This is a genomic window from Saccharopolyspora halophila (assembly GCF_039531955.1).
In the GTDB taxonomy this organism is placed as follows: Bacteria; Actinomycetota; Actinomycetes; order Mycobacteriales; family Pseudonocardiaceae; genus Saccharopolyspora; species Saccharopolyspora halophila.
In genome coordinates this window covers 108525-131391 of the sequence record NZ_BAAARA010000007.1, presented here as the reverse complement: position 1 = coordinate 131391, position 22867 = coordinate 108525, and the positions used below count along the sequence as shown (strand labels likewise).

At 69.4% G+C, this 22867-nt stretch carries 18 protein-coding genes; 15 read left to right on the top strand and 3 right to left on the bottom strand.

Features of this window, described 5'->3' with window-relative positions; genetic code table 11:
- The first annotated feature begins 267 nt into the window (after nt 1-267).
- The 5 genes from yajC to ABD289_RS11675 all read left to right on the top strand — a co-directional run bounded on the left by yajC (nt 268) and on the right by ABD289_RS11675 (nt 6915).
- Complete coding sequence (gene yajC / locus ABD289_RS11695; RefSeq protein ID WP_344130085.1) at nt 268-624, top strand: preprotein translocase subunit YajC; 357 nt, start codon at nt 268-270, stop codon at nt 622-624.
- 395 nt (nt 625-1019) lie between these two features.
- The gene (gene secD / locus ABD289_RS11690) at nt 1020-2582 is read left to right on the top strand and encodes a protein translocase subunit SecD (protein WP_344130082.1); all 1563 of its coding nucleotides are present in this window, start codon (nt 1020-1022) and stop codon (nt 2580-2582) included.
- A complete protein-coding gene (secF, locus tag ABD289_RS11685) occupies nt 2579-3766 on the top strand; it encodes a protein translocase subunit SecF (protein ID WP_344130079.1) in 1188 nt (395 codons plus the stop codon). The genes secD and secF overlap by 4 nt, the downstream gene beginning before the upstream one ends.
- A gap of 30 nt (nt 3767-3796) precedes the next feature.
- Entirely contained in the window at nt 3797-4342 is a 546-nt protein-coding gene (locus tag ABD289_RS11680; protein WP_344130076.1) for an adenine phosphoribosyltransferase, read from the top strand.
- 257 nt (nt 4343-4599) lie between these two features.
- Nucleotides 4600-6915, top strand: a complete 2316-nt coding sequence (locus tag ABD289_RS11675) for a RelA/SpoT family protein (protein WP_344130073.1) — start codon at nt 4600-4602, stop codon at nt 6913-6915.
- Nucleotides 6916-6976: 61 nt separating this feature from the next.
- Here ABD289_RS11675 and ABD289_RS11670 read toward each other — a convergent pair whose 3' ends face one another.
- Nucleotides 6977-7822, bottom strand: coding sequence for a peptidylprolyl isomerase (locus ABD289_RS11670; RefSeq protein WP_344130070.1), 846 nt, complete (start codon nt 7820-7822; stop codon nt 6977-6979).
- 152 nt (nt 7823-7974) lie between these two features.
- Between ABD289_RS11670 and ABD289_RS11665 the strand changes: the two genes are divergently transcribed.
- Genes ABD289_RS11665 through ABD289_RS11655 form a run of 3 tightly spaced genes read left to right on the top strand, consistent with a single transcriptional unit; the run spans nt 7975 to nt 10562 of the window.
- Nucleotides 7975-8652, top strand: coding sequence for an MBL fold metallo-hydrolase (locus ABD289_RS11665; RefSeq protein WP_344130067.1), 678 nt, complete (start codon nt 7975-7977; stop codon nt 8650-8652).
- Nucleotides 8653-8673: 21 nt separating this feature from the next.
- Nucleotides 8674-9936 carry a histidine--tRNA ligase gene (gene hisS, locus ABD289_RS11660; RefSeq protein ID WP_344130064.1) on the top strand — a complete coding sequence of 421 codons (1263 nt, stop codon included), beginning with the start codon at nt 8674-8676 and terminating at the stop codon, nt 9934-9936.
- A complete protein-coding gene (locus tag ABD289_RS11655; RefSeq protein ID WP_344130061.1) occupies nt 9936-10562 on the top strand; it encodes a hypothetical protein in 627 nt (208 codons plus the stop codon). Before hisS ends, ABD289_RS11655 begins: the two co-directional genes overlap by 1 nt.
- A gap of 10 nt (nt 10563-10572) precedes the next feature.
- Here ABD289_RS11655 and ABD289_RS11650 read toward each other — a convergent pair whose 3' ends face one another.
- Entirely contained in the window at nt 10573-11766 is a 1194-nt protein-coding gene (locus ABD289_RS11650) for a YibE/F family protein (RefSeq protein ID WP_425564664.1), read from the bottom strand.
- Between the two features lie 915 nt (nt 11767-12681).
- On the opposite strand from ABD289_RS11650, the gene ABD289_RS11645 reads away from it, so the two are divergent.
- The 5 genes from ABD289_RS11645 to ABD289_RS11625 all read left to right on the top strand — a co-directional run bounded on the left by ABD289_RS11645 (nt 12682) and on the right by ABD289_RS11625 (nt 19667).
- The gene (locus ABD289_RS11645; RefSeq protein ID WP_344130056.1) at nt 12682-13332 is read left to right on the top strand and encodes a hypothetical protein; all 651 of its coding nucleotides are present in this window, start codon (nt 12682-12684) and stop codon (nt 13330-13332) included.
- Between the two features lie 8 nt (nt 13333-13340).
- Nucleotides 13341-13553 carry a hypothetical protein gene (locus ABD289_RS11640; RefSeq protein ID WP_344130053.1) on the top strand — a complete coding sequence of 71 codons (213 nt, stop codon included), beginning with the start codon at nt 13341-13343 and terminating at the stop codon, nt 13551-13553.
- Between the two features lie 24 nt (nt 13554-13577).
- Nucleotides 13578-14807 carry an amidase family protein gene (locus tag ABD289_RS11635; protein WP_344130050.1) on the top strand — a complete coding sequence of 410 codons (1230 nt, stop codon included), beginning with the start codon at nt 13578-13580 and terminating at the stop codon, nt 14805-14807.
- 200 nt (nt 14808-15007) lie between these two features.
- Nucleotides 15008-18586, top strand: a complete 3579-nt coding sequence (dnaE, locus tag ABD289_RS11630) for a DNA polymerase III subunit alpha (RefSeq protein WP_344130047.1) — start codon at nt 15008-15010, stop codon at nt 18584-18586.
- Nucleotides 18587-19130: 544 nt separating this feature from the next.
- Nucleotides 19131-19667 (top strand): sigma-70 family RNA polymerase sigma factor, encoded by a 537-nt coding sequence (locus ABD289_RS11625; protein ID WP_344130044.1) that lies wholly within the window; start codon nt 19131-19133, stop codon nt 19665-19667.
- A gap of 15 nt (nt 19668-19682) precedes the next feature.
- Here the strand turns inward: ABD289_RS11625 and ABD289_RS11620 are convergent, their stop codons facing one another.
- Nucleotides 19683-21509: an Hsp70 family protein gene (locus ABD289_RS11620; protein WP_344130041.1), complete on the bottom strand. Its 1827-nt coding sequence runs from the start codon at nt 21507-21509 to the stop codon at nt 19683-19685.
- Nucleotides 21510-21656: 147 nt separating this feature from the next.
- Between ABD289_RS11620 and ABD289_RS11615 the strand changes: the two genes are divergently transcribed.
- Both ABD289_RS11615 and ABD289_RS11610 read left to right on the top strand, forming a co-directional pair.
- Nucleotides 21657-22205, top strand: coding sequence for a hypothetical protein (locus tag ABD289_RS11615; protein WP_344130038.1), 549 nt, complete (start codon nt 21657-21659; stop codon nt 22203-22205).
- Entirely contained in the window at nt 22196-22861 is a 666-nt protein-coding gene (locus ABD289_RS11610; RefSeq protein ID WP_344130035.1) for a response regulator transcription factor, read from the top strand. The genes ABD289_RS11615 and ABD289_RS11610 overlap by 10 nt, the downstream gene beginning before the upstream one ends.
- The last annotated feature ends 6 nt before the right edge of the window (nt 22862-22867 follow it).

Genomic DNA, 22867 nt, shown 5'->3' with positions numbered 1-22867 from the left:
CCCAATGGTGACCAAGCGCCACTACGGTGGCGTCCGGTACCGCGGTCGGGGCGCCGACAGGCGGGCTGGGCTTGACGTTATCCTCGTCACGTCCCGCCCCGGCGATACCGGGCGGTGCGCACCGGGCCTCGGCCGTGAAGACCCAAGACAACCTGGTGGAAAGCGGGTCGACCGATGTCGGCCTGGCACACTGGGGCTTAAACATCCGAACAATTCGGGCGCAGTGCTGCGAGGGCTCGCCCCGAAGCGTCCGCTGAACGGAGCACGATGGACCTCCAATCCCTGATCCTCCCGCTGCTGATCGTCCTGCTGGCGGTGCCGCTGTTCCTGCAGGCCCGCAAGCAGAAGCGCGCGATGGCCGAGCAGCAGAAGCTGCAGAACTCCATCGAGGTGGGTGACCGGGTCATGACCACCTCCGGTGTGTTCGGCACCGTCGTGGCCACCGGCGACGACACCCTCGACCTGGAGCTGGCCCCGGGCCTGACCACCACCTGGGTGCGCCAGGCGGTCCGCGAGAAGGTCAACACCGAGGAAGCCGCTCAGGCCGAGAGCACCGAGGACGCCGAGAGCACGGACGTCGAGGAGACCTCCGAGGTCAAGGCCGAGGAGCAGAAGACCAGCTGATCGAGCTGGCCACCGGCCGATAGCGGGCGCTGCGCGACGAGCCGCCCGGGGGCGTTGCGCGCCTCGGCAGAACCATGACGCGGATCCGCACGTGTTGCGGGTCCGCGTCACTGTTTTGCCCGAACTCACTGTGCGTGATCAATTCGTCGCCCACCCCGCATCGTCGTCGCCGGGTGCGGCCCTGGGAGACTGGGGTGCCGAACGTGGTGGCGCCGCCGTCGGCTCGACCGCAGTGCCCACCGACCGTGGCGAAGATCGACACGAAATCGCATCGATCGGATCGGCCGGTGTAGAACCGACGGTAGTTTTGACGGTGGCATTTCGTCGGCCCCTGCGCGGCCGGGCTCGCTCGGGCCGCGCATCCGCACTGACCCTGAACAGGAGAACTACGCACCGTGGCACCTCCGGCCGGGCAGATCCGCCCAGGGCGTTATCTCGCGATCTTCGTGCTGATCGCGGCTGCGCTGTACTCGCTGGTGTTCTTCACCGGCGGTGGTGAGCCCAAACCGAAACTGGGCATCGACCTGCAGGGAGGCACGCGGGTCACGCTCACCGCGCGCACCACCGATGGTCAGCCCCCGAGCAAGGAATCGCTCGACCAGGCGCGGTCGATCATCGAGACCCGCGTCAACGGCATGGGCATCAGCGGCTCCGAGGTAGCGCTCGAGGGCAACAACCTGGTCATCACGGTGCCCGGCGCCGGTGGCGAGCAGGCCAAGCAACTCGGCCAGACCGCCAAGCTCAACATCCGCAAGGTCGCTCAGGCCATTCCGGCGGGGCAGGCGCCGCCCGCGGGCACCACGCCGCAGCAGGCGATCGACCCGGACGACCACGCCAAGGCCATCGAGGAGGCCAAGGCCACCCGGCAGAGCACCGACCAGGCGACCCAGCTGCAGGCGCTGCAGGCGCTCGACTGCAATGCCAAGGACCCGCTGCGCGGCAACGCCGACCCGAGCCTGCCGCTGGTCACCTGCAACCGCGACGGGACCCAGAAGTTCGTCCTCGAACCCGTGGTGATCCAGGGCAAGCAGATCGCCGACGCGCAGGCCCAGCCGCCGAGCACGCAGGGCGGCGGCAGCGCGGGCTGGACGGTCAACGTCGACTTCAAGGCCGAGGGCGGCCAGCAGTGGGCCAGCTTCACCGCGAACAACGTCCAGGAGCGGGCGGCCTTCGTGCTCGACGGAGAGGTCGTCTCCGCGCCGTCCATCACCGAGGCGATGCCGGGCGGTAGCGCTCGGGTCACGGGGCAGTTCAACCAGCAGAGCGCGGGCGACCTCGCCCAGATCCTCAAGTACGGCTCGCTGCCGCTGGCCTTCGACCAGTCCGAGGCCCAGACGGTCTCGCCCACGCTGGGCGTGGCCTCGCTGGAGGCGGGTCTGTTCGCCGGTGCCATCGGTCTGGCACTCGTCGCGATCTATTGCCTGCTCTACTACCGGGTGCTGGGCCTGCTGACCATCCTTTCGCTGGTGCTCTCCGGCGGCATCGTGTACGCGGTGCTGGTGCTGCTGGGGCGCTGGATCGGATTCACGCTGGACCTGGCGGGTGTGGCTGGCTTCATCGTCGCGATCGGCATCACCGCCGACTCGTTCATCGTCTTCTTCGAGAGACTCAAGGACGAGGTCCGGGAAGGCCGCACGTTCCGCTCGGCGGTTCCGCGGGCCTGGGTGCGGGCGCGCAAGACGATCCTGTCCGCCGACGCGGTCAGCTTCCTGGCCGCCGCCGTGCTCTACATCCTGGCCGTGGGGCAGGTGAAGGGCTTCGCGTTCACCCTCGGGATGTCCACCGTGCTGGACCTGATCGTGGTCTTCCTGGTGACGCACCCGCTGGTCGCGATGGCCTCGAAGAACAAGTTCCTGTCCAAGCCCTCGGTCTCCGGTCTGGGCGCAGTGCAGAAGATCGGTGACCGGAACCGGGCCTCCCGCCGCAAGGCGAACGCGACCACCGCCAAGGAGGCGTGAAGGTGACGACTCCAGGTACCGAAGACGTGAAGGAGCAGGGCAGCGTCTTCCACCGGCTGCACACCGGTACCGGCGCCTTCGACATCGTCGGCAAGCGATCCCGGTTCTACATCGCGCTGGGCCTGCTGGTGCTGATCTGCATCGGCGGGATGGGCTTCAAGGGCTTCAACCTGGGCATCGACTTCGTGGGCGGTACCCAGCTGTCCATGCCCGCGGTCGGCGCCCAGGGCCCGATCCAGCCTGACGAGGTGGAGGACGCCTTCGCCGAGGCGGTCGGCCACCCGCCCGCGACCACCCAGGAGGTGGGTTCCGGTGCCAACCGGAGCATCCAGGTGCGGGCCACCTCGCTGTCCGTGGACGAGGTCGCCGCGGCCAAGCAGGAGATCTACCAGGCCACCCAGCCGCTGGCCGCCAACGGACAGCCCAGCGAGGCGGTGATCAGCGACAGCGCCGTCTCGGGCACCTGGGGCGGCGAGATCACCCAGCAGGCGCTGATCGCGCTGGCGGTGTTCCTGGTGCTGGTCACGATCTTCCTGGCGTTCTACTTCGAGAAGTGGATGGCCGTGGCCGCGCTGGTCGCGCTGGTGCACGACGTGGTCATCACCATGGGCATCTACGCCCTGGTGGGCTTCGAGGTCACGCCGAGCACCGTGATCGGTCTGCTGACCATCCTCGGTTTCTCGCTGTACGACACCGTGGTCGTCTTCGACAAGGTCAAGGAGAACACCCGCGGCCTGCTGTCGTTGACCCGCCGGACCTATCCGGAGGCGGCGAACCTGGCGGTCAACCAGACGCTGATGCGCTCGATCAACACCTCGGTCATCGCGCTGCTGCCGGTGCTGGGCCTGCTGATCGTCGGCGCCGGGATGCTGGGCGTCGGCGTGCTGCGCGACCTGGGGCTGGTGCAGCTGGTCGGCATGCTCGCCGGTATGGTCTCGTCGATCTTCCTGGCCACGCCGCTGCTGGTGGACCTGAAGATGCGCGAGCCGAAGTACCGCGCGCACGCTGCCAAGGTCGAGCAGCGCCGGGCCAGGGCCGCGGGACGCGAGACCGGCGAAGAGGTCGCCGAGCAGCAGCAGACCGAGGAGCCCAAGCCCCCGGTGGCCGCGGGTGCGGGCGCCAAGCGCCCCGCCGCCCGGCCCGCGGGCAAGGCGCAGCGGCCGAGCGGCAAGAAGCGGCGTTGAGTTGTGAGTGAGGAAGCAGTGCAGGAAGCGATGACGTCCGTCCAGGTCACCGACGAGACCGATGCCGAGCTCGTGCGGTCGGTCGACCTGATCCGGGAGGTTCCGGACTTCCCGGAGCCGGGCGTGCTGTTCCGCGACATCGGTCCGATGCTGTCGGACTCGACGGCGCTGCGGGCGATCACCGCGGCGCTGGGCCGCGATCTCGAGTTCGACGTGGTGGCCGGGGTCGAGGCTCGCGGCTTCCTGCTCGGCGCGGCCGTGGCGCAGCACTTCGGCACGGGTGTCATCGGGCTGCGCAAACCCGGCAAGCTCCCGGCGGTCGCCGACTCCATCTCCTACGAGCTGGAGTACGGCCACGCGACCCTGGAGCTGCCCGCCGACACGCTCGCCGCGGGGCAGCGGGTCCTGGTCGTCGACGACGTGCTGGCCACCGGCGGCACGCTGGGCGCGGCCTGCCACCTGATCGCTCAAGCGGGCGCCGAGGTCACCGCGGCCGCGGTGGTCATGGAGCTCACCGGGCTGCGGGGCCGGGACAACGTCAGCGGCACCGAGATTCGCACGCTGCTCAAGGCCTGACCAGGCACGCGAGCAAGCTCGGAATCCCCCGGGCTCCCGATGCGGGAGCCCGGGGGATTCTTCATTTCCGGCCCGGCCGACCGGCGCGGGTGATCGGTTCAGCCGAACTGCGGTGGTCGTTTCGGCTGTCGAACGGGACCGCTGAGCGTATTGACGGCCACACCGGGGAAGGGCGTGGACCCGATGAGCGTTATTCTCAGTGTCCGGGTCCCCCGGACCTGGGACTTCAATGCAACGCCTGAGCCCGGGAGCGTGCGGTGAGCCATCACGTTGATTCCCCCGCCTCGGCAACCGACCAGGTTGCCGAACCGCGCGCGGGGGCCACCCGCCGCGTGCGGGCGCGCCTGGCGCGGAGGATCACGGCGCAGCGCGCTGCGCAGGTAAAACAGGTTCTCGAGCCCCTCGCCGCGGTCCATCGCGAACTCCACCCGCAGGCCGATCTGGGACTGCTGCAACGCGCCTACGACGTCGCCGAGGAGAAGCACCGCACCCAGCAGCGCAAGTCCGGCGATCCCTACATCACCCACCCGCTCGCCGTGGCCACGATCCTCGCCGAGCTGGGCATGGACACCACGACGCTGGTGGCCGGCCTGCTGCACGACACGGTCGAGGACACCGACTACTCGCTGGAGCGGCTGGGCGCCGACTTCGGCGACGAGGTCTCGCACCTGGTCGATGGCGTCACCAAGCTGGACAAGGTCAAGCTCGGCGCGGCCGCCGAGGCCGAGACCATCCGCAAGATGGTCATCGCGATGGCCCGCGACCCCCGGGTGCTGGTGATCAAGCTCGCCGACCGGCTGCACAACATGCGCACCATGCGCTTCCTGCCGCCGGAGAAGCAGGCCCGCAAGGCCCGCGAGACGCTCGAGGTCCTCGCGCCGCTGGCGCACCGGCTCGGGATGGCCACGATCAAGTGGGAGCTGGAGGACCTGGCCTTCGCCATCCTGCAGCCCAAGAAGTACGACGAGATCGTGCGGCTGGTCGCCAACCGCGCCCCGTCCCGCGACACCTACCTGCGCGGCGTGGTCGACGAGATCTCCCAGCACCTCGACGCCGCCCGGCTGGCCGCCAAGGTCGAGGGCAGGCCGAAGCACTACTACTCGATCCACCAGAAGATGATCGTGCGCGGGCGCGACTTCGACGACATCCACGACCTGGTGGGCGTGCGGATCCTGGTCGACGAGATCCGCGACTGCTACGCGGCCATGGGCGTGGTGCACGCGCTGTGGCAGCCGATGCCCGGCCGGTTCAAGGACTACATCGCCCAGCCCCGCTTCGGCGTCTACCAGTCGCTGCACACCACGGTCGTCGGCCCCGAGGGCAAGCCGCTCGAGGTGCAGATCCGCACCCACGACATGCACCGCACGGCCGAGTACGGCATCGCAGCGCACTGGCGCTACAAGGAGACCAAGGGCCGCAACTCCGGCAGCGGGCAGGGCACCGTCGAGGCCGACGAGATGGCCTGGATGCGTCAGCTGCTGGACTGGCAGCGCGAGGCCGCCGACCCGGGCGAGTTCCTGGAGTCGCTGCGCTACGACCTGGCCACCAGGGAGATCTTCGTCTTCACCCCCAAGGGCGACGTGATCACCCTGCCCAGCGGTTCGACGCCGGTGGACTTCGCCTACGCGGTGCACACCGAGGTCGGGCACCGCTGCATCGGCTCCCGGGTCAACGGCAGGTTGGTGGCGCTGGAGCGCAAGCTGGAGAACGGCGAGGTCGTGGAGATCTTCACGTCCAAGGCCGAGGGCTCCGGGCCGAGCAGGGACTGGCTGTCGTTCGTCGCCTCGCCGCGCGCCAAGGCCAAGATCAAGCAGTGGTTCGCCAAGGAGCGCCGCGAAGAGGCCATCGAGTCCGGCAAGGAGCTGATCACCAAGGAGGTCCGGCGACTCGGGCTCCCGGTCCAGCGGCTGGTCACGGCCGAGGCGCTGGGCGCGGTCGCCCGCGAGTTGCACTACGTCGACGTCACCGCGCTGTACGCGGCGGTGGGCGAGAAGCAGCTCTCCGCGCAGCACCTGGTGCAGCGCCTGGTCGCCGGGATGGGCGGTCCGGAGCAGGCCGCCGACGAGGTCGCCGAGCGCGCCACCCCGTCCACGCTGCGCGGCAAGCGGCGGGTCAGCGGCGACTCCGGTGTGGTCGTGCAGGACCTCAACGACGTGTACGCCAAGCTCGCGCGCTGCTGCACGCCGGTTCCCGGGGACGAGATCCTCGGGTTCATCACCCGGGGCGGCTGGGTCAGCGTGCACCGCACCGATTGCACCAACGCCGACGAGCTCCGCTCCACGCCGGAGCGGCTGGTCGAGGTCCACTGGGCGCCGTCGTCGTCCTCGGTGTTCCTGGTGGCCATCCAGGTGGAGGCCCTGGACCGGCACCGGCTGCTCTCGGACGTCACCAAGGTGCTGGCCGACGAGCGGGTCAACATCCTGTCCGCGTCGGTGACCACCTCGAAGGACCGGGTGGCGGTCAGCCGCTTCTCCTTCGAGATGGGCGATCCGAAGCACCTCGGCCACGTGCTCAAGGCGGTCCGCAACATCGAGGGCGTCTACGACGTCTACCGCGTGACCTCGGCGACCTGACCCGGGCCGAGAGAACGAGGCGCCACCGGAACTCCGGCGGCGCCTCGTCTCGCGTTGCGGGTCAGGCCTGGACGTCGACCTTCTCGAAGGTGACCTCCTTGTTCGGGTGACCGCCACCTGGCGACGGTTCGAAGGCGCCGTCGGTGCCCGCGCGGGCGATGTCGTCGATGACCTTCAGGCCCTCCTCGGAGATGGTGCCGAACACCGTGTAGTTCGGCGGCAGGGGAGCCTCGCCGAAGACCATGAAGAACTGGCTTCCGTTGGTGTTCGGGCCCGAGTTGGCCATCGCCAGGATGCCGCGGCCGTAGTTGAGCTCCGGGAAGGTCTCGTCGTCGAAGGCGTAGCCGGGACCGCCGCTGCCCTTGCCGGTCGGGTCGCCGCACTGCAGCATCTGCAGGCCGTCGGTGCCCAACCGGTGGCAGCTGGTGCCGTCGTAGAACGACTGCTCGGCCAGGTGGACGAAGCTGTTGACCGTGCACGGGGCCAGCGAGCGGTCCAGGGTCAGCGGGATGTCGCCCTGGTTGGTCGCGATGGTGGCCTGCACGGTGCCCTTCGAGGAGACCTCGCCGTCGGCGGGCCGCTGCACCGGCTTGCTCGGCTCGCCGTCCGGGCGGTAGGTGCACGAGACCGGGTCGGCCAAGGGCTGCGGCCGCTCGGGCACCGGCGCCTTCTCGGTAGGGATGTCGACCTTCGGCTGCTGCTTCGACTGGTTCGCCGCTTCCTGCGGCGCCGCGGAGCTGTCGCTGCCGTGGGTGAAGTAGAAAACGCCGACCACGACCGCGACGACCACGACGATCGTGGTGCCGATGGTGATCATCCGGCGCCGTTTGGCCTGCTCCGCCCGGCGCTCCATCTGGCGCTCGAGCTTTCGCTTGGCCGCCTCGCGCCGCTGCTCGTTGCTGGGCACCTGCTCCCTCCCCAATACTGTCCGTGATGTCGTCCTCGCAGTTTATGGGGTCGTCCGATTCGTTTTGCTGAGAGCCCGCGCCGGTGTGCGCGGGTGCGGGAGCGGCGGACGATAACCTGGGGCGGCTCACCTCCTTCGACGAAAGGGCCCACGTGCTAGTCCTCGGGTTTCCGGCCGGACCGCTGCAGGCGAACTGCTACCTGCTGGCTCGCGGCGAAGGCGAGCCGTGCGTGGTCGTCGATCCGGGGCAGGACGCAGCCGAGCCGGTGGCCCAGCAGCTGGACAAGCACGGCCTCACCCCGGAGGCCGTGCTGCTGACCCACGGGCACTTCGATCACGTCTTCGCGGCCGCGCAGCTCTGCGCGGACCACGACATCCCGGCGCACATCCACCCGGCCGACCGCTACATGCTCGCCGACCCGGGCGCCGCCCTGGGCGAGATGGGCAAGCAGCTGTTCGGCGACGGCCCGGCAGGGGAAGAACCCGCCGACGTCCGCGAGCTCGCCGACGGCGACGTGCTGGAAATCGCGGGCCTGCGCATCGACGTCACGCACACCCCGGGCCATACCGGCGGGTCGGTGCTGTTCGGCGTCGGCACGGACGAGGGAGGACGGCTGCTGCTGTCCGGCGACACCCTGTTCACCGGCGCCATCGGGCGCACCGATCTGCCCGGCGGCGACCACGGCCAGATGCTCGAGTCGCTGAGCACCAAGGTGCTGCCGTTGGACGACGAGACCGTCGTGCTGCCGGGCCACGGGCCGACCACCACCATCGGGCGCGAGCGCGCGGGCAACCCGTTCATCCTGGGCCTGCCCGCCGACGCCCACTGACGAGGACTGCGACCAGAGAGCATGAGCGAGTTCAACGCCCCCAAGGGCATCCCGGAGTACTACCCGCCGGAATCGGCCGGCTTCCTCGCGGTTCGCGAGGCGTTCTCGGACGCCGCGCGCCGCGCGGGTTACGGCTACATCGAGCTGCCCCTCTTCGAGGACACCTCGCTGTTCGCGCGCGGTGTCGGCGAGTCCACCGACGTGGTCAGCAAGGAGATGTACACCTTCGCCGACCGCGGCGGTCGGTCGGTGACGCTGCGCCCGGAGGGCACTGCGGGCGTGATCCGTTCGGTGATCGAGCACGGCCTGGACCGGGGCCAGCTGCCGGTGAAGCTGTACTACTCCGGCGCGTTCTTCCGCTACGAGCGCCCGCAGGCCGGCCGCTACCGGCAGCTGCAGCAGGTCGGCGTGGAGGCCATCGGCGTGGACGACCCGGCGCTGGACGCCGAGGTCATCGCGATCGCCGACGAGGCCTACCGGCGCCTGGGCATCACGGGTCACCGCATCGAGCTGACCTCCCTCGGCGACAGCACCTGCCGCCCGCCCTACCGCGCCAAGCTGCAGGAGTTCCTCGCGAAGCTGCCGCTGGACGAGGAGACCCGGCGTCGCGCCGAGCTCAACCCGCTGCGGGTGCTCGACGACAAGCGGCCCGAGGTGCGCGAGATGATGGCCGACGCCCCGCTGATGGTCGACCACCTGTCGGCGGAGGCCAAGGAGCACTACGAAGAGGTCAAGTCGCACCTGATCGACCTGGGAGTTGCGTTCACCGAGAACCCGCGGATGGTGCGCGGTCTGGACTACTACACCAAGACGACCTTCGAGTTCGTCCACGACGGACTCGGCTCGCAGTCCGGCATCGGTGGCGGCGGCCGCTACGACGGCCTGATGTCCGAACTGGGCGGCCAGGAGTTGTCCGGCATCGGATTCGGCCTCGGCGTGGACCGCACGCTGCTCGCCTGCCAGGCCGAGGGGCTGGCCGTCGGCGACCAGGCGCGCTGCGACGTCTACTGCGTGCCGATGGGAGAGACCGCCAAGCGGAAGCTGGTCGAGGCCGCGGGCGGGCTGCGCGACGCGGGCGTGCGGGTCGATCTCGCCTACGGCGGCAAGGGCCTCAAGGGCGCCATGAAGGCCGCCGACCGCTCGGGCGCCCGGTTCGCGCTCGTGGTCGGCGAGCGGGACCTGGAGTCCGGTTCGGCGCAGCTCAAGGAGCTGGCGACCGGTGAGCAGCGGCAGGTCTCGCTGGACTCGCTGGTCTCCGGCGTGCGCGAGGCGCTGGGCCGCTGATGGGCGAAGCGGAGACGGTGTCGCTGGACCTGCTGGATCGGCGCGCCGTGCGAGCGCGGGCCCGCAACGTGGCGATCGCGGCGGTCGTGGTGGCCGCCGCGCTCGGCGGCATCGTGAGCCTCTTCGCCGGGCCCCTCGGTTTCGGCGTCACCGCAGCGGTGGTGGCGATCCCGCTGCTGCTGCTGGCGCTGACCGAATCGCGCAAGACGGTGCAGCTGCGCGGTCACGAGGTCGTCGCGAAGGCGCTGGGCAGCCGCGTGGTGGACGTGCACGAGGCGACCCGCTTCGACCTGTTCGTCACCGATCTGCGCGGCACGCGCACGATCAACGTCCTGATCGGCGGCAACGGCAAGGCGGTCAGCGTCTCGCTGGCGATGTACGCGGGCACTGGCGGCCGCGAGCTCGGCATCTACGGGCTCCGCAGGCTGGCCGACACCCTCGCGGGCAACGCGGACACCAGGGCGCTGGTGCTCTCCCAGCTGATCGTCGCGCAGCTGCAGGCCGAGGCCAGGGGCGAAGCGGCTCCGAACCGGCCGCTCTACCAACTGGCCTCGCAGGCCCCGCAGGGAAGCATGGCCAAGCGCCTCAACTCGGACGCGGTGGCCAGGTTCGTCGCCGCGCTGTGATCCCCGGCGATCAGGGCTTCTTCGGCAGCGAGATCTTCTGGGTGGGGCGCCACCAGAGCGCCTCTTCGGCGCTGCGCTCGGCTCCCTCGCCGATCTCGTCGCCAGGGGTGGGCTCGTGCGGTTCGCCGCCCGCGGGTTGGCGGGTGACGACCAGGGCCGCCAGCGCGGTGGTGACCGGGATGGCCGCGACCAGCCCGATGCTGCCGACCAGCGTGCGCACCACCTCCTGGGCCACGGTCTGCGAGCTGACGATCTCGCCGAAGCTCCGGCCGGACAGCGTGTAGGCGAGCAGCATCGGCAGCGCGGCGCCGGCGTAGGCCAGCACCAGCGTGTTGACCGCCGAGGACACGTGGTCGCGCCCGATGCGCAGCGCCGAGCCGTACAGCTGCCGCCAGGTCAGGGCGGGGTTGGCGGCGCGCAGCTCCCACACCGCGCTGGTCTGGGTGATCGTGACGTCGTCGAGCACGCCCAGCGCACCGATGACGATCCCGGCCAGCAGCAGCCCGCGCGCATCGATCGGAGCGCCCAGCACGCCGATCAGGTTCGAGGTGTCCTCGTCGAGCCCGGTGAGGTTCGTGGCCGCCGAGAACACCGCGCTGAGCACGCCGATCAGCGCCAGGCTCACCATCGTGCCGAGCACCGCGGCGGAGGTGCGCGCGGATATGCCGTGCGTCAGGTACAGCACCACGAACATGGTGGCCCCGGCTCCGGCCACCGCGACCAGCAGCGGGTTCTCCCCGGCCAGGATGGCCGGCAGCACGAACCCGATCAGCACCGCCAGGCTCAACCCGAGCCCGATCAACGACTTGAGGCCCTGCCAGCGGCCGAGAACCAGCACGGCGGCGACGAACACCAGCGCCAGCACCAGCAGCGGGGTTCCCCGCTGGAAGTCCACGACCTGGAACGAGGACGGGTCCTGCGGGTTGGTCCCGGCGTAGCTCAGCACCACCTGGTCGCCGACGGCGAAGTGCGGGGTGCTGGGGTCGGTGGGCATGACCTGCTCGATGGTCTGGTTCGGGCGCGGACCGTCCTGCATCCGCACCTGCAGCGTCACGCAGCCGTCACCGGACCCGCCGCTCGATCCGCCGCCCTGGGTGCAGTCGGAGGTCCGGGCGGCGGTGATCTCGCCGTTGACCGGGTCCTGCCCGAAACCGATGTCCGCCCCGGTCTGCTGGGTGTGCCCGAACGGGTAGAGCACGAGCATCCCGACGATCGACGCGAGGGCGAAGGGCACCAGCAGCGCGGCCAGCCAGATCCGGACCCGCTTCGACGCGGGCGGGGCCGAGCCGTGGCCGTGGCCGTGCCCGTGGCCGCTGGTGGGTTCCGGCGTCCTGCGGCGCTTGGCGCGGCGCGGTGCGGCGGGTCGCGCCTGCTCCTCGGGATCGCGCTTGCGCCGCGCCTCGGGCGGACGCGCGGGGCGCGGCTCCTCGGGTTCGGACCGGTGCCGCCGTGGCGAGGTCTCGCGCTGCTGCGGCTGCTCGGCCCTGCGGCGCGGAGGCGGCTGAGCTCCGGGCGGAGGCGGTTGCTGCCGGTCGGCGGGTGGTGGTCGCCATCCACCCTGTCCGGACCGCGCTCGACGTCCGCCGGGATGCTCGGGAGGCCCCGCCTGGGGATGGCGCTCGGTCACCGGGCAATTATTACGCGCCGCCCGCAGGAACCCCGCCGAGGCCGAGCGGTTCCTTCCCGGGGAGGCCCTCCGCGTCGCCTGCGGGACGGCCAGGCCCGCCGGACTCGGGTGCTGACATGGCGCGATCGCCTCTCCCTCCGTGGGGACGAGTTCGACGAGTTTTTCGGCCCGAAAAACGTGAAAACTGCGTCAGGGAGAACTTCTATGCACCCATAAAGTGGCGTTTGCGGATTCCGTTCCCGGGTAGGGTCGTAAGGTCGCTGCCCGACCTGAACTCGGGTCGAGCTGGCGCGCTTTGCTAGCAGTGGATTCTGGGAGGGTTTGTGCGCTCAACTGCGCGAAGAATGATGCTGTGGGGCCTTGTTGTCGCCCTGTCTTTCAACGGCGCGGCAGCTGGAGTCGCCACCGCCGATCACGCAAGGCGGCAACTGCCGGCGAAGTACGAGTGCCAAGGTCGTCGCTGAGTACTCCGCTCGCCATCCACATGATTATGTGGGGCTCGAGCAGGCCATCCATGAGGCTGGTGGTGATTGCGTGAAGTTCGCCGCGGAGGGGCGCGGTGAACTCTCGGCTGGCGAGGCACAACGATTGTACGATCAGGCTGTCGGCCCGCGGGTTTCCGAAGATGCCGAAGCGTTCGATGTGCCAGCGAACTCATTCGACGTAAGCGGGGCTTGGTGCCACGTTCAAGATCAGTACGGGGAATGGTGGAACGCTACGGGTACTTGGAACTTCCGAAATGACTACGTCAACGGCAGCGCACCGAGGGACGCGAGTGGCCTGGCGGCGGACGTCCCGAGCTGCTGGGTGAATGATGGTGAGTGGATCAGCGCGTTCGATTATCAGGGGAATAGTTACGGAGGGCCGCTCATCCTCCAGAACGCCGGTTTGACCGCGAGCGTGTTCGCTGTCGAAGATGCTGCGTCGAACTTTACGATGCTCACCGACAACGGTAGCCACACGATCAGCTTCAAACGTCAATCCGCAGGTTGTGCCGGACAGCCACTGCAGGCGCGATACTACTTCGAGCACAACCAGGACGGCGGCTGGAGTTTCGGCATCGGCATCGCGGGTTTCTCGCTGAGCTACTCCTCCGGCGCGCCTCCTGCACTGCAGAAGGCCATCCAGGTGTTTAGGACATAATCAGGATCATGAGTACAGGGACGAGCACCAAGAGTGCTGCGACGGGCAGGGCCGCGTTTGGGACTGCGGCCCTGTTCGCCGCGTTCATCATCGTTGTTCTGCAAGCCGTTGGTACCGGGTATGACCGTTGGCCGGACTTGCTGGCGGTTCTGCTCGCGGTAGCCGGCAGCGGACTGCGCATCGAAGCCGCGATCGCGGCCGGTCGCGGCGTCTCCGACTGATCCTCGGCCGCTGGGAATGTTCTGGTGAATCGGGTTTTGCTGGAGGGTTCCTACCGGCACTGGGGTGCGCGGTCGATCAGCGCGGCGGTGACGGAGGGCAGGACGACCGCCGTGCAAGTCGTCGACCGGGCCTTCGCCGAGCTGGAGAGCCAGGACGACTACCTGCGTTGTTTTCGACGAACCTGGCCGGGACGAGCCCGAGCGCGTGCCCGCGCGGTGGATCGCGCGGTGGCCGCTGGTGCGCGGCTTCCGCTCGCCGGGGTGCCCTTGGCGATCAAGGCCAGCGAAGGACTGCGTTCGGTGCAGGTGCGCCGCCTGCTCAACGCGGGCTGCGTGCCGATCGGGGCGACATCGGTGCCGCGTGGAACCAGTTGGCAGACCTGGGGTTGTACCGACCGCGGGCACACCCGGAACCCTTGGGGGCCGGACTGGACGCCGGGTGGCTCGTCGGCGGGTTCGGCGGCTGCGGTAGCTGCGGGGATCGTCCCGATGGCTACCGGAGTGGACGGTGCTGGTTCTACGCGGATCCCGGCGGCTTGGTGCGGTGTCGTCGGGGTCAAACCCACGCGGGGCCGATTGCCCTCCCGAGATGTGTCGCAGCTTGCGATCGGCGGGCCGATCGCACGTTCCGTGGCCGACGCCGCGACCTATCTCGCTGTCACGCTGGAAACTGACTTCGGTGCTGGCATCGACAGCAGTGAGCCGGCTCGTGCGGTCTTCTCGGCAGACCTGGGGTTCGCCCACGCCGAACCGCGCACAGCTGCTGTGGCCGAAAGGGCCGCGAGTTCGCTTTCCGGGGCCGGCGCGCTGCACCTGCGGCGCGCTGCGGTGCGACTGACCGATCCGGGGGAGGCCTGGCTCGGGTTGCGTCGGCACGCCGCGCGACTCTCCTTGCCCGAAGGGGAGCGACTGCGCGGGGTCAACGACGCCGCGTTGGACGAGGTCTTCGCCGACGCAGATCTCCTCTTCACGCCCACGACTCCGATGCCCCCGCACGGGCACAGCGGGCCCGGAGATCAGATGAGCGTCGACCTGACCTGGGCATTCAACCTGAGCGGGCATCCGGCGCTGACGGTGCCCGCGGGCATGGACGACACGGGAGCGCCGACCGGGCTGCAGATGATCGCCGCGCGCGGACGAGAACTGCGCCTGATCCGGATGGCCGCGGTGTTGGAACGGCTGCAGCCTTGGCCGCTCGCACCCACCGTTGAGGGCAGTGCAGAGGTCCGCCGATCAGCCCGGGCGCGCAGGTAGCTCACCGGGGTCGTTTGATGCAGAACACCCCTGTTGTTCGCGCAGGTGCAGGTAGGATTCCGGATTTCGCCGAGCTCGAGTGGGCTAGGGGCGCAAGGGATTCGGCGCGGGCAACACGGGGCCCAGGGTGCGCGGGTACGCCGAGTGAGGCGGCTAGAGTCGGGGGATCCCGCCACGCCGATGTCCTCGGAGATGTTTGAGTGTCTGATCAGTTCGTTCACCTGCACGTGCACACCGAGTTCAGCATGCTCGACGGTGCCGCCCAGCACGACAAGCTGTTCGCCGAGGTGGCTCGGCTCGAGCAGCCCGCGGTGGCGATGACCGACCACGGGAACATGTTCGGCGCGCACGGCTTCTACGCCCAGGCGACGAAGGCCGGGGTCAAGCCGATCATCGGCATCGAGGCGTACGTGGCTCCGGAGAGCCGGTACCACAAGAAGCCGGTGTTCTGGGGATCCCGGGCGGTGACCGGCAAGAAGGACGAGGAAGAGGGCGGCGACGTCTCGGGCGCGGGTGCCTACACCCACATGACCATGCTCGCGCAGAACTCGGCCGGGCTGCGCAACCTGTTCAAGCTGAGCTCGCTGGCCTCGATGCAGGGCTTCTTCAAGAAGCCCCGGATGGACAAGGAGCTCATCGCCGAGCACGCCGAGGGCATCATCGCCACCAGCGGCTGCCTGGCGGGCGAGGTGCTCACCCGGCTGCGGCTCGGGCAGAAGCAGGAGGCGTTGCAGGCGGCCTCGGACTACAAGGACATCTTCGGCGCCGACCGGTTCTTCATCGAGGTGATGGACCACGGCATCCAGATGGAGCGCAACATCCGCGGCGAGCTGCTCGACATCGCCAAGCAGCTCGATCTGCGCACGGTCGCGACCAACGACAGCCACTACGTCACCCAGGACCAGGCCGGGCACCACGACGCGTTGCTGTGCCTGCAGACGCGATCGATGCTGGCCGACACCGACCGGTTCAAGTTCCAGGGCGACGGCTACCACATCAAGTCCTCCGCGGAGATGCGCGAGTACTGGGACCAGGAGGTCCCGGACGCCTGCGACTCGACCCTGCTGATCACCGACATGGTCGAGGGCTACGAGGACGCCTTCGCGCCGCACAACCGGATGCCGCAGGCCAAGATCGAGGTCGGCCGCACCGACGTGGAGGTGCTGCGCGACGAGGTCGAGGAGTTCATCCCGACCCGGTTCGCCGAGGGCGAGTTCACCCAGGCCTACCGCGACCAGCTCGAATGGGAGCTCAAGGTCATCACCGAGAAGGGGTACTCCTCGTACTTCCTGGTGGTCGGCGACATGATCCGGTGGGCCAAGAACAACGGCATCCGGGTCGGTCCCGGTCGTGGTTCGGCGGCCGGTGCGCTGCTGTCCTACGTGCTGCACATCATCGACATCGACCCGCTGCGGCACGGTCTGCTGTTCGAGCGGTTCCTCAACCCCGAGCGCGACTCGCCGCCCGACATCGACATCGACTTCGACGAGCGCCAGCGCGAGCGGGTCATCCAGTACGCCAAGGAGAAGTACGGCGAGGAGTACTTCGCCAAGGTCATCACCTACGGCACGATTAAGACGAAGGCGGCCTTCAAGGACGCCGCGCGCGTGCACCTGGGCCAGCCGGGCTTCCAGGTCGCCGACCAGTTCTCCAAGGCGCTGCCCGCGCCGATCGCGGCCAAGGACATCCCGCTGGCCGGGATCGTCGACCCGGAGCACGAGCGCTACGCCGAGGCCGCCGAGGTGCGCAGCCTGATCGAGAACGATCCGCAGATCGGCAAGATCTTCGACACCGCCCGCGGCCTGGAGGGCCTGATCCGCAACGCGGGCGTGCACGCGTGCGCGCACATCATCTCGCGCGAGCCGCTGCTGGACGTGCTGCCGCTGTGGAAGCGCGACGACGGCGAGATCATCACCGGCTGGGACGGTCCGCAGTGCGAGGACGTGGGTCTGCTCAAGATCGATATTCTCGGGCTGGTCAACATGACCATGATCGACGACACCGTGCGGATGGTGAGGGCCAACCACGGTGACGAGGTCGAACCGCTCCAGATCGCGCTCGACGACACCAAGACCTACGAGATGCTCGGCGGCGGCGAGAGCCTGGGCGTGTTCCAGCTCGAAGGTGGCGGCATGCAGTCGCTGCTCAAGCGCATGCAGCCCACCCGCTTCGGCGACATCGTGGCCTGCGTTGCGCTGTACCGGCCGGGCCCGATGGACGTCAACGCGCACCTGGACTACGCCGACCGCAAGAACGGCAAGAAGCCGGTCGAGCCGATCCACCAGGAGCTCGACGAACCGCTGCAGGACATTCTCGGCGAGACCTACGGTCTGATCGTGTATCAGGAGCAGATCATGGCCATCGCCCAGAAGGTCGCCGGTTACAGCCTCGGACAAGCCGACCTGCTCCGCCGCGCGATGGGCAAGAAGAAGAAGGAGGTGATGGACGAGCAGTTCGCCAAGTTCCAGGCCGGGATGAGCGAGAACGGCTACTCGAACGAAGCCATCGAGCAGCTGTGGGCGACCGTGCTGCCCTTCGCCGGTTACGCGTTCAACAAGTCGCACGCGGCGGCCTACGGCCTGGTTACCTACTGGACCGCCTACCTGAAGGCGCACTACCCGGCCGAGTACATGGCCGCGCTGCTGACCGCGAACTCGAACAACAAGGACAAGACCGCCGTCTACCTGTCCGAGTGCCGCCGGATGGGCATCCGGGTGCTGCCGCCGGACGTCAACGAGTCCTCCTCGGGGCACGCCGCGGTCAACGGCGACATCCGCTTCGGGCTGAGCGCGATCCGCAACGTCGGTTCGAACGTGGTCGACTCGATCATCAAGAGCCGCGAGGAGAAGGGCGAGTACGCCTCGTTCACCGACTTCCTCGACAAGATCGAGATCACCGCGTGCAACAAGCGAGTGGTGGAATCGCTGATCAAGGCGGGCGCCTTCGACTCGCTGGGGCACAGCCGCATGTCGCTGAACCAGCACCACGAGGCCGCGGTCGATGCCGTGATCGGGCTCAAGCGGCAGCAGGCGATGGGCCAGTTCGACCTGTTCGGCGGCGACGACGCGGGACCCCCCGACGAGACGTCGCCGCTGGCGCACCTGCAGTTCACCGACGAGGAGTGGCCGCGCAAGCAACTGCTGGCCTACGAGCGCGAGATGCTCGGCCTCTACGTCTCGGCGCACCCGCTGGACGGGGCTGAGCGGCTGCTGGCGCCCTACCAGGACACCAGCATCGCCGAGCTGGTCGGCGGGGAGCGCGAACCCGGCGGCTACGGCAAGGAGCAGCCCAAGATCGCCGGCATGGTCTCCGGCATCCAGCGGCGGCTGAACAAGAACGGGCAGCCCTGGGCCATCGTGACCCTGGAGGACTTCGAGGCCAGCGTCGAGGTGCTGTTCTTCCCGAAGTCCTACGAGATGTTCTCCGACTGCCTGGCCGAGGACACCGCGCTCGCGGTCAAGGGACGGGTCAACGAGCGCGAGGGCGAGATCAGCGTGTTCGCCTCGGACGCGGTCCCGATCGACATCACGGCGGCCGAGCAGGCGCCCGGAGTCGCGCCGCCGCTGGTGCTGCGCGCCGACGCGAAGAAGATCACCAGCGAGGTGCTCGGCGAGCTGCGCAGCACGCTCAACTCCTACAAGGGCTCGACCCCGGTGCACATTCAACTGGGCAAGACGCGCATGGAACTGCCCGCGTGGGGAGTGGAGGTCTGCACCGAGCTGGTCTCCGAGCTCAAGAGTGTGCGCGGCATCGTGATCGACCGCGCCGGAGCTGCCTGAGGAGATACTTCAGTTTGCCGCGTGCGTGGCGGTGCGGGTGGCGGAACCTGACGCGCCGTGTGGCTGCGGGATCCGCTCCTTGAGTAGCGGCACGCGGCGTCGCGGCTGTCCTCGCCACACGACGCGTCAGAACCCGCTGCGGTGCGAGCTGAGTCCCGCACTTGAAACGGCGGCTCGGCCGCACTCCACTCCTAAACAGTCGACGCTTCGCCCCGCGCATCCACTGCGGATGCGCGGGGCGATTTCGTTGTGACTGGTTGGGGCCGGTCCGGTGAGGGGTGCACGTCCGAGCAGCGCGGGTGCGGTCCGGTGGTGCGTGGTCGGGATCCCTTGAGCGGCATCCGCCTTCCTAGCGGGAAGATCTCGCGCCGCGAGGGCTATCCCTACCTCGGTGGGTGGGGCAGCCACACGTGAAACGGCGGGATAGCACCGGGCACCGGAGGGACAGACCCGACGATTCCAGCGCCGAACAGCGGAAGCATTCCTCCATGGACACGGACGGGAGTCCCCTCCCGCATCACCCGTCGAGAAAGGAATGCGAGAAATGGACACCACGAACGCCATTCGGCCCGTATCTCCCAGCATCGACGGCGTCATCCGCGAGCACGGTGCCGCGCTGCTGTCCTACGTCACCCGCCTGACCGGGGACCGGTACCTCGCCGAGGACATCGTGCAGGAGACCTGGCTGCGAGCCTGGCGGCACGCCGATCGCCTCACCGCGGACAAGGGCTCGGTGCGCGGCTGGTTGATGCGCACCGCCCACAACGTCACCATCGACCAGCACCGCAGCCGGAAGGCCCGCCCCACCGAGATCGCCTTCGAGGGGGAGGTCCTGACGAACAAGGCCGTGCAGTCGGCGCCGAGCGATGACGTGGAGAACCGGATGGTCCTCAACGAGCTGCTCGAGCACCTGTCCCCGGTGCACCGGCGAACCGTCGTCGAGGTCTACGTCACCGATCGCACGGTCACGTCCGCGGCCTCCGCGCTCGGCGTTCCGGTCGGGACCGTGAAGAGCCGCCTGCACCACGCGATGCGCAACCTGCGCGGCCGGTTCGCCGGTGGGGCGCTGCGAGCGGCGTGACGGTTCGGCGCGGGTTCAGCGCAGGGCGTTGCACGGCGTCGCGTCGTCAACGCCCGCCTCGACCCGCACGTCGGAGAACGTGATGTCCATCCGCCGCTGGGACCAGACCAGGAACGGTGTGTCGACGCGCCTGGGGTCCAGTCCCTTGCGCACGAAGCAGGACATCGGGATCTTCACCGTGGCCCGCTGCTCCACCGGCAGGTCGGCGAGCAGGTGGGTCGCCGAAACCTCGGAGCGGCAGGGGTATTCGCAGTGCATCCCGATCTTCGTGGTTTCCCCGACGGGTGGGGTGTGCACGATCGCGTCGAAGACCAGCGCGCCCTGGTTGCGCGCGTAGGCGGACAGATCGAGCGGTCCCTCGGGGCGGCCGGTCTGCAGGTACATCTGGGCGGCCTTGTCCTGCATCCAGGTCACGCGCAGGCCGTTGTTCGCCGGATCGGGGACGGCCTTGATCAGCTCCCCCTGCTGCGTGCCGTCGGCGAAGATGAACGAACCGCCCCAGTTGACCTCGGAGCCGAGGTAGCCGGCGAACGGCTTGACCGGTCCGCCGTCGAAGACCTGCAGCGGACCCTCCGGCGGAGCGGGTTTGTTCGATGCCGTCTGCCGGTGGGCGGCACCCGAACCGGTGCGGATGTCCGCGATGATCGCCGTGCCCGCGGCGATGATCACGGCCGCTGCTACCGCGATGGCAGGGACCAGCCACGCCTTCTTCCGGCGGGGCGGCCGGGAAGCGATCACCCCGGTGTCGGCGGGTTCCGGGGTCTGCGACTCGGCGGCCGGAGCGGGAGCCGGCTGCGTCGAGGTGAGCGCGGCACCCAGCGCGACGGTGAACTTCGGGTGCAGCGTCACCCGGACCGGTTTGTTGAGCTCCTGCTCCACCATCTGAGCCACCAGCGGGACCCGGGACGACCCGCCCGCCAGCAGCACCGCCGAGAGGTCCTCGGTGCGCAGCCCGGCCGAGGCCGTGGTCCGGTGCAGCGCCTCGGTGGTCAACCGCACCGACGGCCGGATCATCTCGTCGAACTCCGGCCGGGTGATGGTCAGCTCCCGGGGCCCGGAGGGCAGCGGGACGGTCACGTCGACTTCGGTTTCGGTGGACAGCCGCTCCTTGGCGCGCACGCACAGCGCCCGGATCTTCGCCAGCGCGGACGCCGCTCGCGGATCGGCCGCCTCCAGCTCGCCGATCGCGCCGTCGAGCCGCTGATCGAGGTGCGCCAGCAGCGCCTCGTCGAAATCGATGCCGCCCAGGTGCTCGATGCCTTCCGGGGTGCCCAGGATCTCCATCCGGCCGGAGCGCATCCGCAGGATGGTGGTGTCGAAGGTGCCGCCGCCGAGGTCGTAGACGGCGACGACCTCGCCGTCCTCGAGCCTGCGCTCGGTGGAGTAGTGCGTGGCCGCGGCCTCCGGCTCGGTGATCAGGCGGAAGTCCTCCACGCCCGCCAGGCGGGGCACCTCGGTGAAGTGCTCCTGCCGGTACGGGCCCCAGATCGCCGGGTAGGTCAGCGTGACGGAATCCGGCCGCGCGCCCATGTTCTCGCTGACCGCGTCGAGCACGTCGCGCAGCTGCGCGGCCATCAGCGCGGCGGGGGAGTAGGCGGAGCCGCCGAGCACCAGCGGCGTGGGGTCGCCGAGCCTGCGCTTGAAGTTCCGGGCGGTCTGCGCCGGGTCGGAATCCTCGTCCAGCGCGGCGTACCCGGTCCGCAGGGCGCCGTCCGGCGCCGGGTGCGCTGCGGACGGCACGACGACCTCGGGCGACAACGACACCATGTGCGTACCGCCCGGTCCGCTGATCGCGGCCGAGGTGAACGAGGTCCCGAGGTCGATGCCAACGCCGTAACGCACCTTGTGTGCTCCCTTCGCGTCAGCAAAAGATAATCACTACACGATTCTCGTCAACTGTAGGCGTGACGAAAAGGGGAGGGATGGCCCTACCCCCGCAACGGGTTTGCACCCTTTCGCGGGCGTGCGGGCCTGAGCGAGGCTGGGCGGATGGTCGGGAGTGTGGGCGGGCGCACCGCGCGGGGCGGCGAGTGGCTGCCCGGCTGGCTGCGCGTGCCCGGACGCGGTGCGGCCCAGTACCGGTTCGAACTGGAACGAGCGCTCAACAACGGTCCCGCCGAACGGCTTTCGGCGCTGGCGGTGGAACTGGACCTGTTCTCCGCCGGAATCGCCGACCTGCGGATAGCGGCCCGGATCGAGGCGGTGCGGGAACGCGTGTGCGGGCTGATCGAGAACCTGCGCCAGCTCGGCGGGATGATCCACCCGCCGGTGCTCGCCGAAGGGCTCGAACCCACCTGCGTATCCGTCGCGGAGCACTGCGATCTGCGGCTTCGGCTGGATCTCCCGGATCACGAGCTCGGGCACCAGGCCCGCCTGCGGATGGGGCTTCTCGTCGCGGACCGCCTGCGTACTCTGGAGCCCGGCACGACCGTGCGGGTGCGAGTGCGAGGCAGGAGGTTCGTGCGCGTGCGCATCACCGAACAACGACCGGGGACATCGGTGCGGCGGAATCTGCGGGCGGTGCTGCTGTGCGGGTAGCCATCGCCGAGGACGGCGCGCTGTTCCGGGAAGGTCTCGTCCTGCTGCTGCAGGCGGCCGGGCACGAGGTGGTCGGCTGCGTCGGCGACGGGGACGCCTTGCTGGCGATCGTGGCCACCGAGCAGGTGGACGTGGCGATCCTGGACATCCGGATGCCGCCGGAGCCGGACGGTGGGCTGGTCACCGCCGACGAGATCCGCGCGCGGAGTCCCGGGACCGGATTGCTGCTGCTGTCGCACTACGCCGAGACGCACTACCTGATGCGCGTGCTGGAGATCGGTGCCGAGCGGATCGGCTACCGGCTCAAGGAACGCGTGGCGGGGGTGCAGGTCCTCGCCGACACCCTGGACCGCATCGCCGGCGGCGAGATCGTGATCGAGCCGACGCTGGCCAAGCGGCTGGTCGAGAGCCCGGCCCGGAGCGCCGACAGCCCGATCTCCGCGCTGACCGAACGCGAGCTCGAGGTGCTGCGCCTGATGGCCGAGGGACACGCCAACAACGCCATCGCCGAGCAGCTGTACGTCTCCGCCAAGGTGGTCGAAAAGCACACCGCCTCGATCTTCACCAAGCTGGGCCTGCCGCGCGACCAGGCGTTGCACCACCGGCGGGTGCTCGCGGTGCTCGCCTACCTGCGATCGAGCCGGATCGAGAGCTAGCCCGAA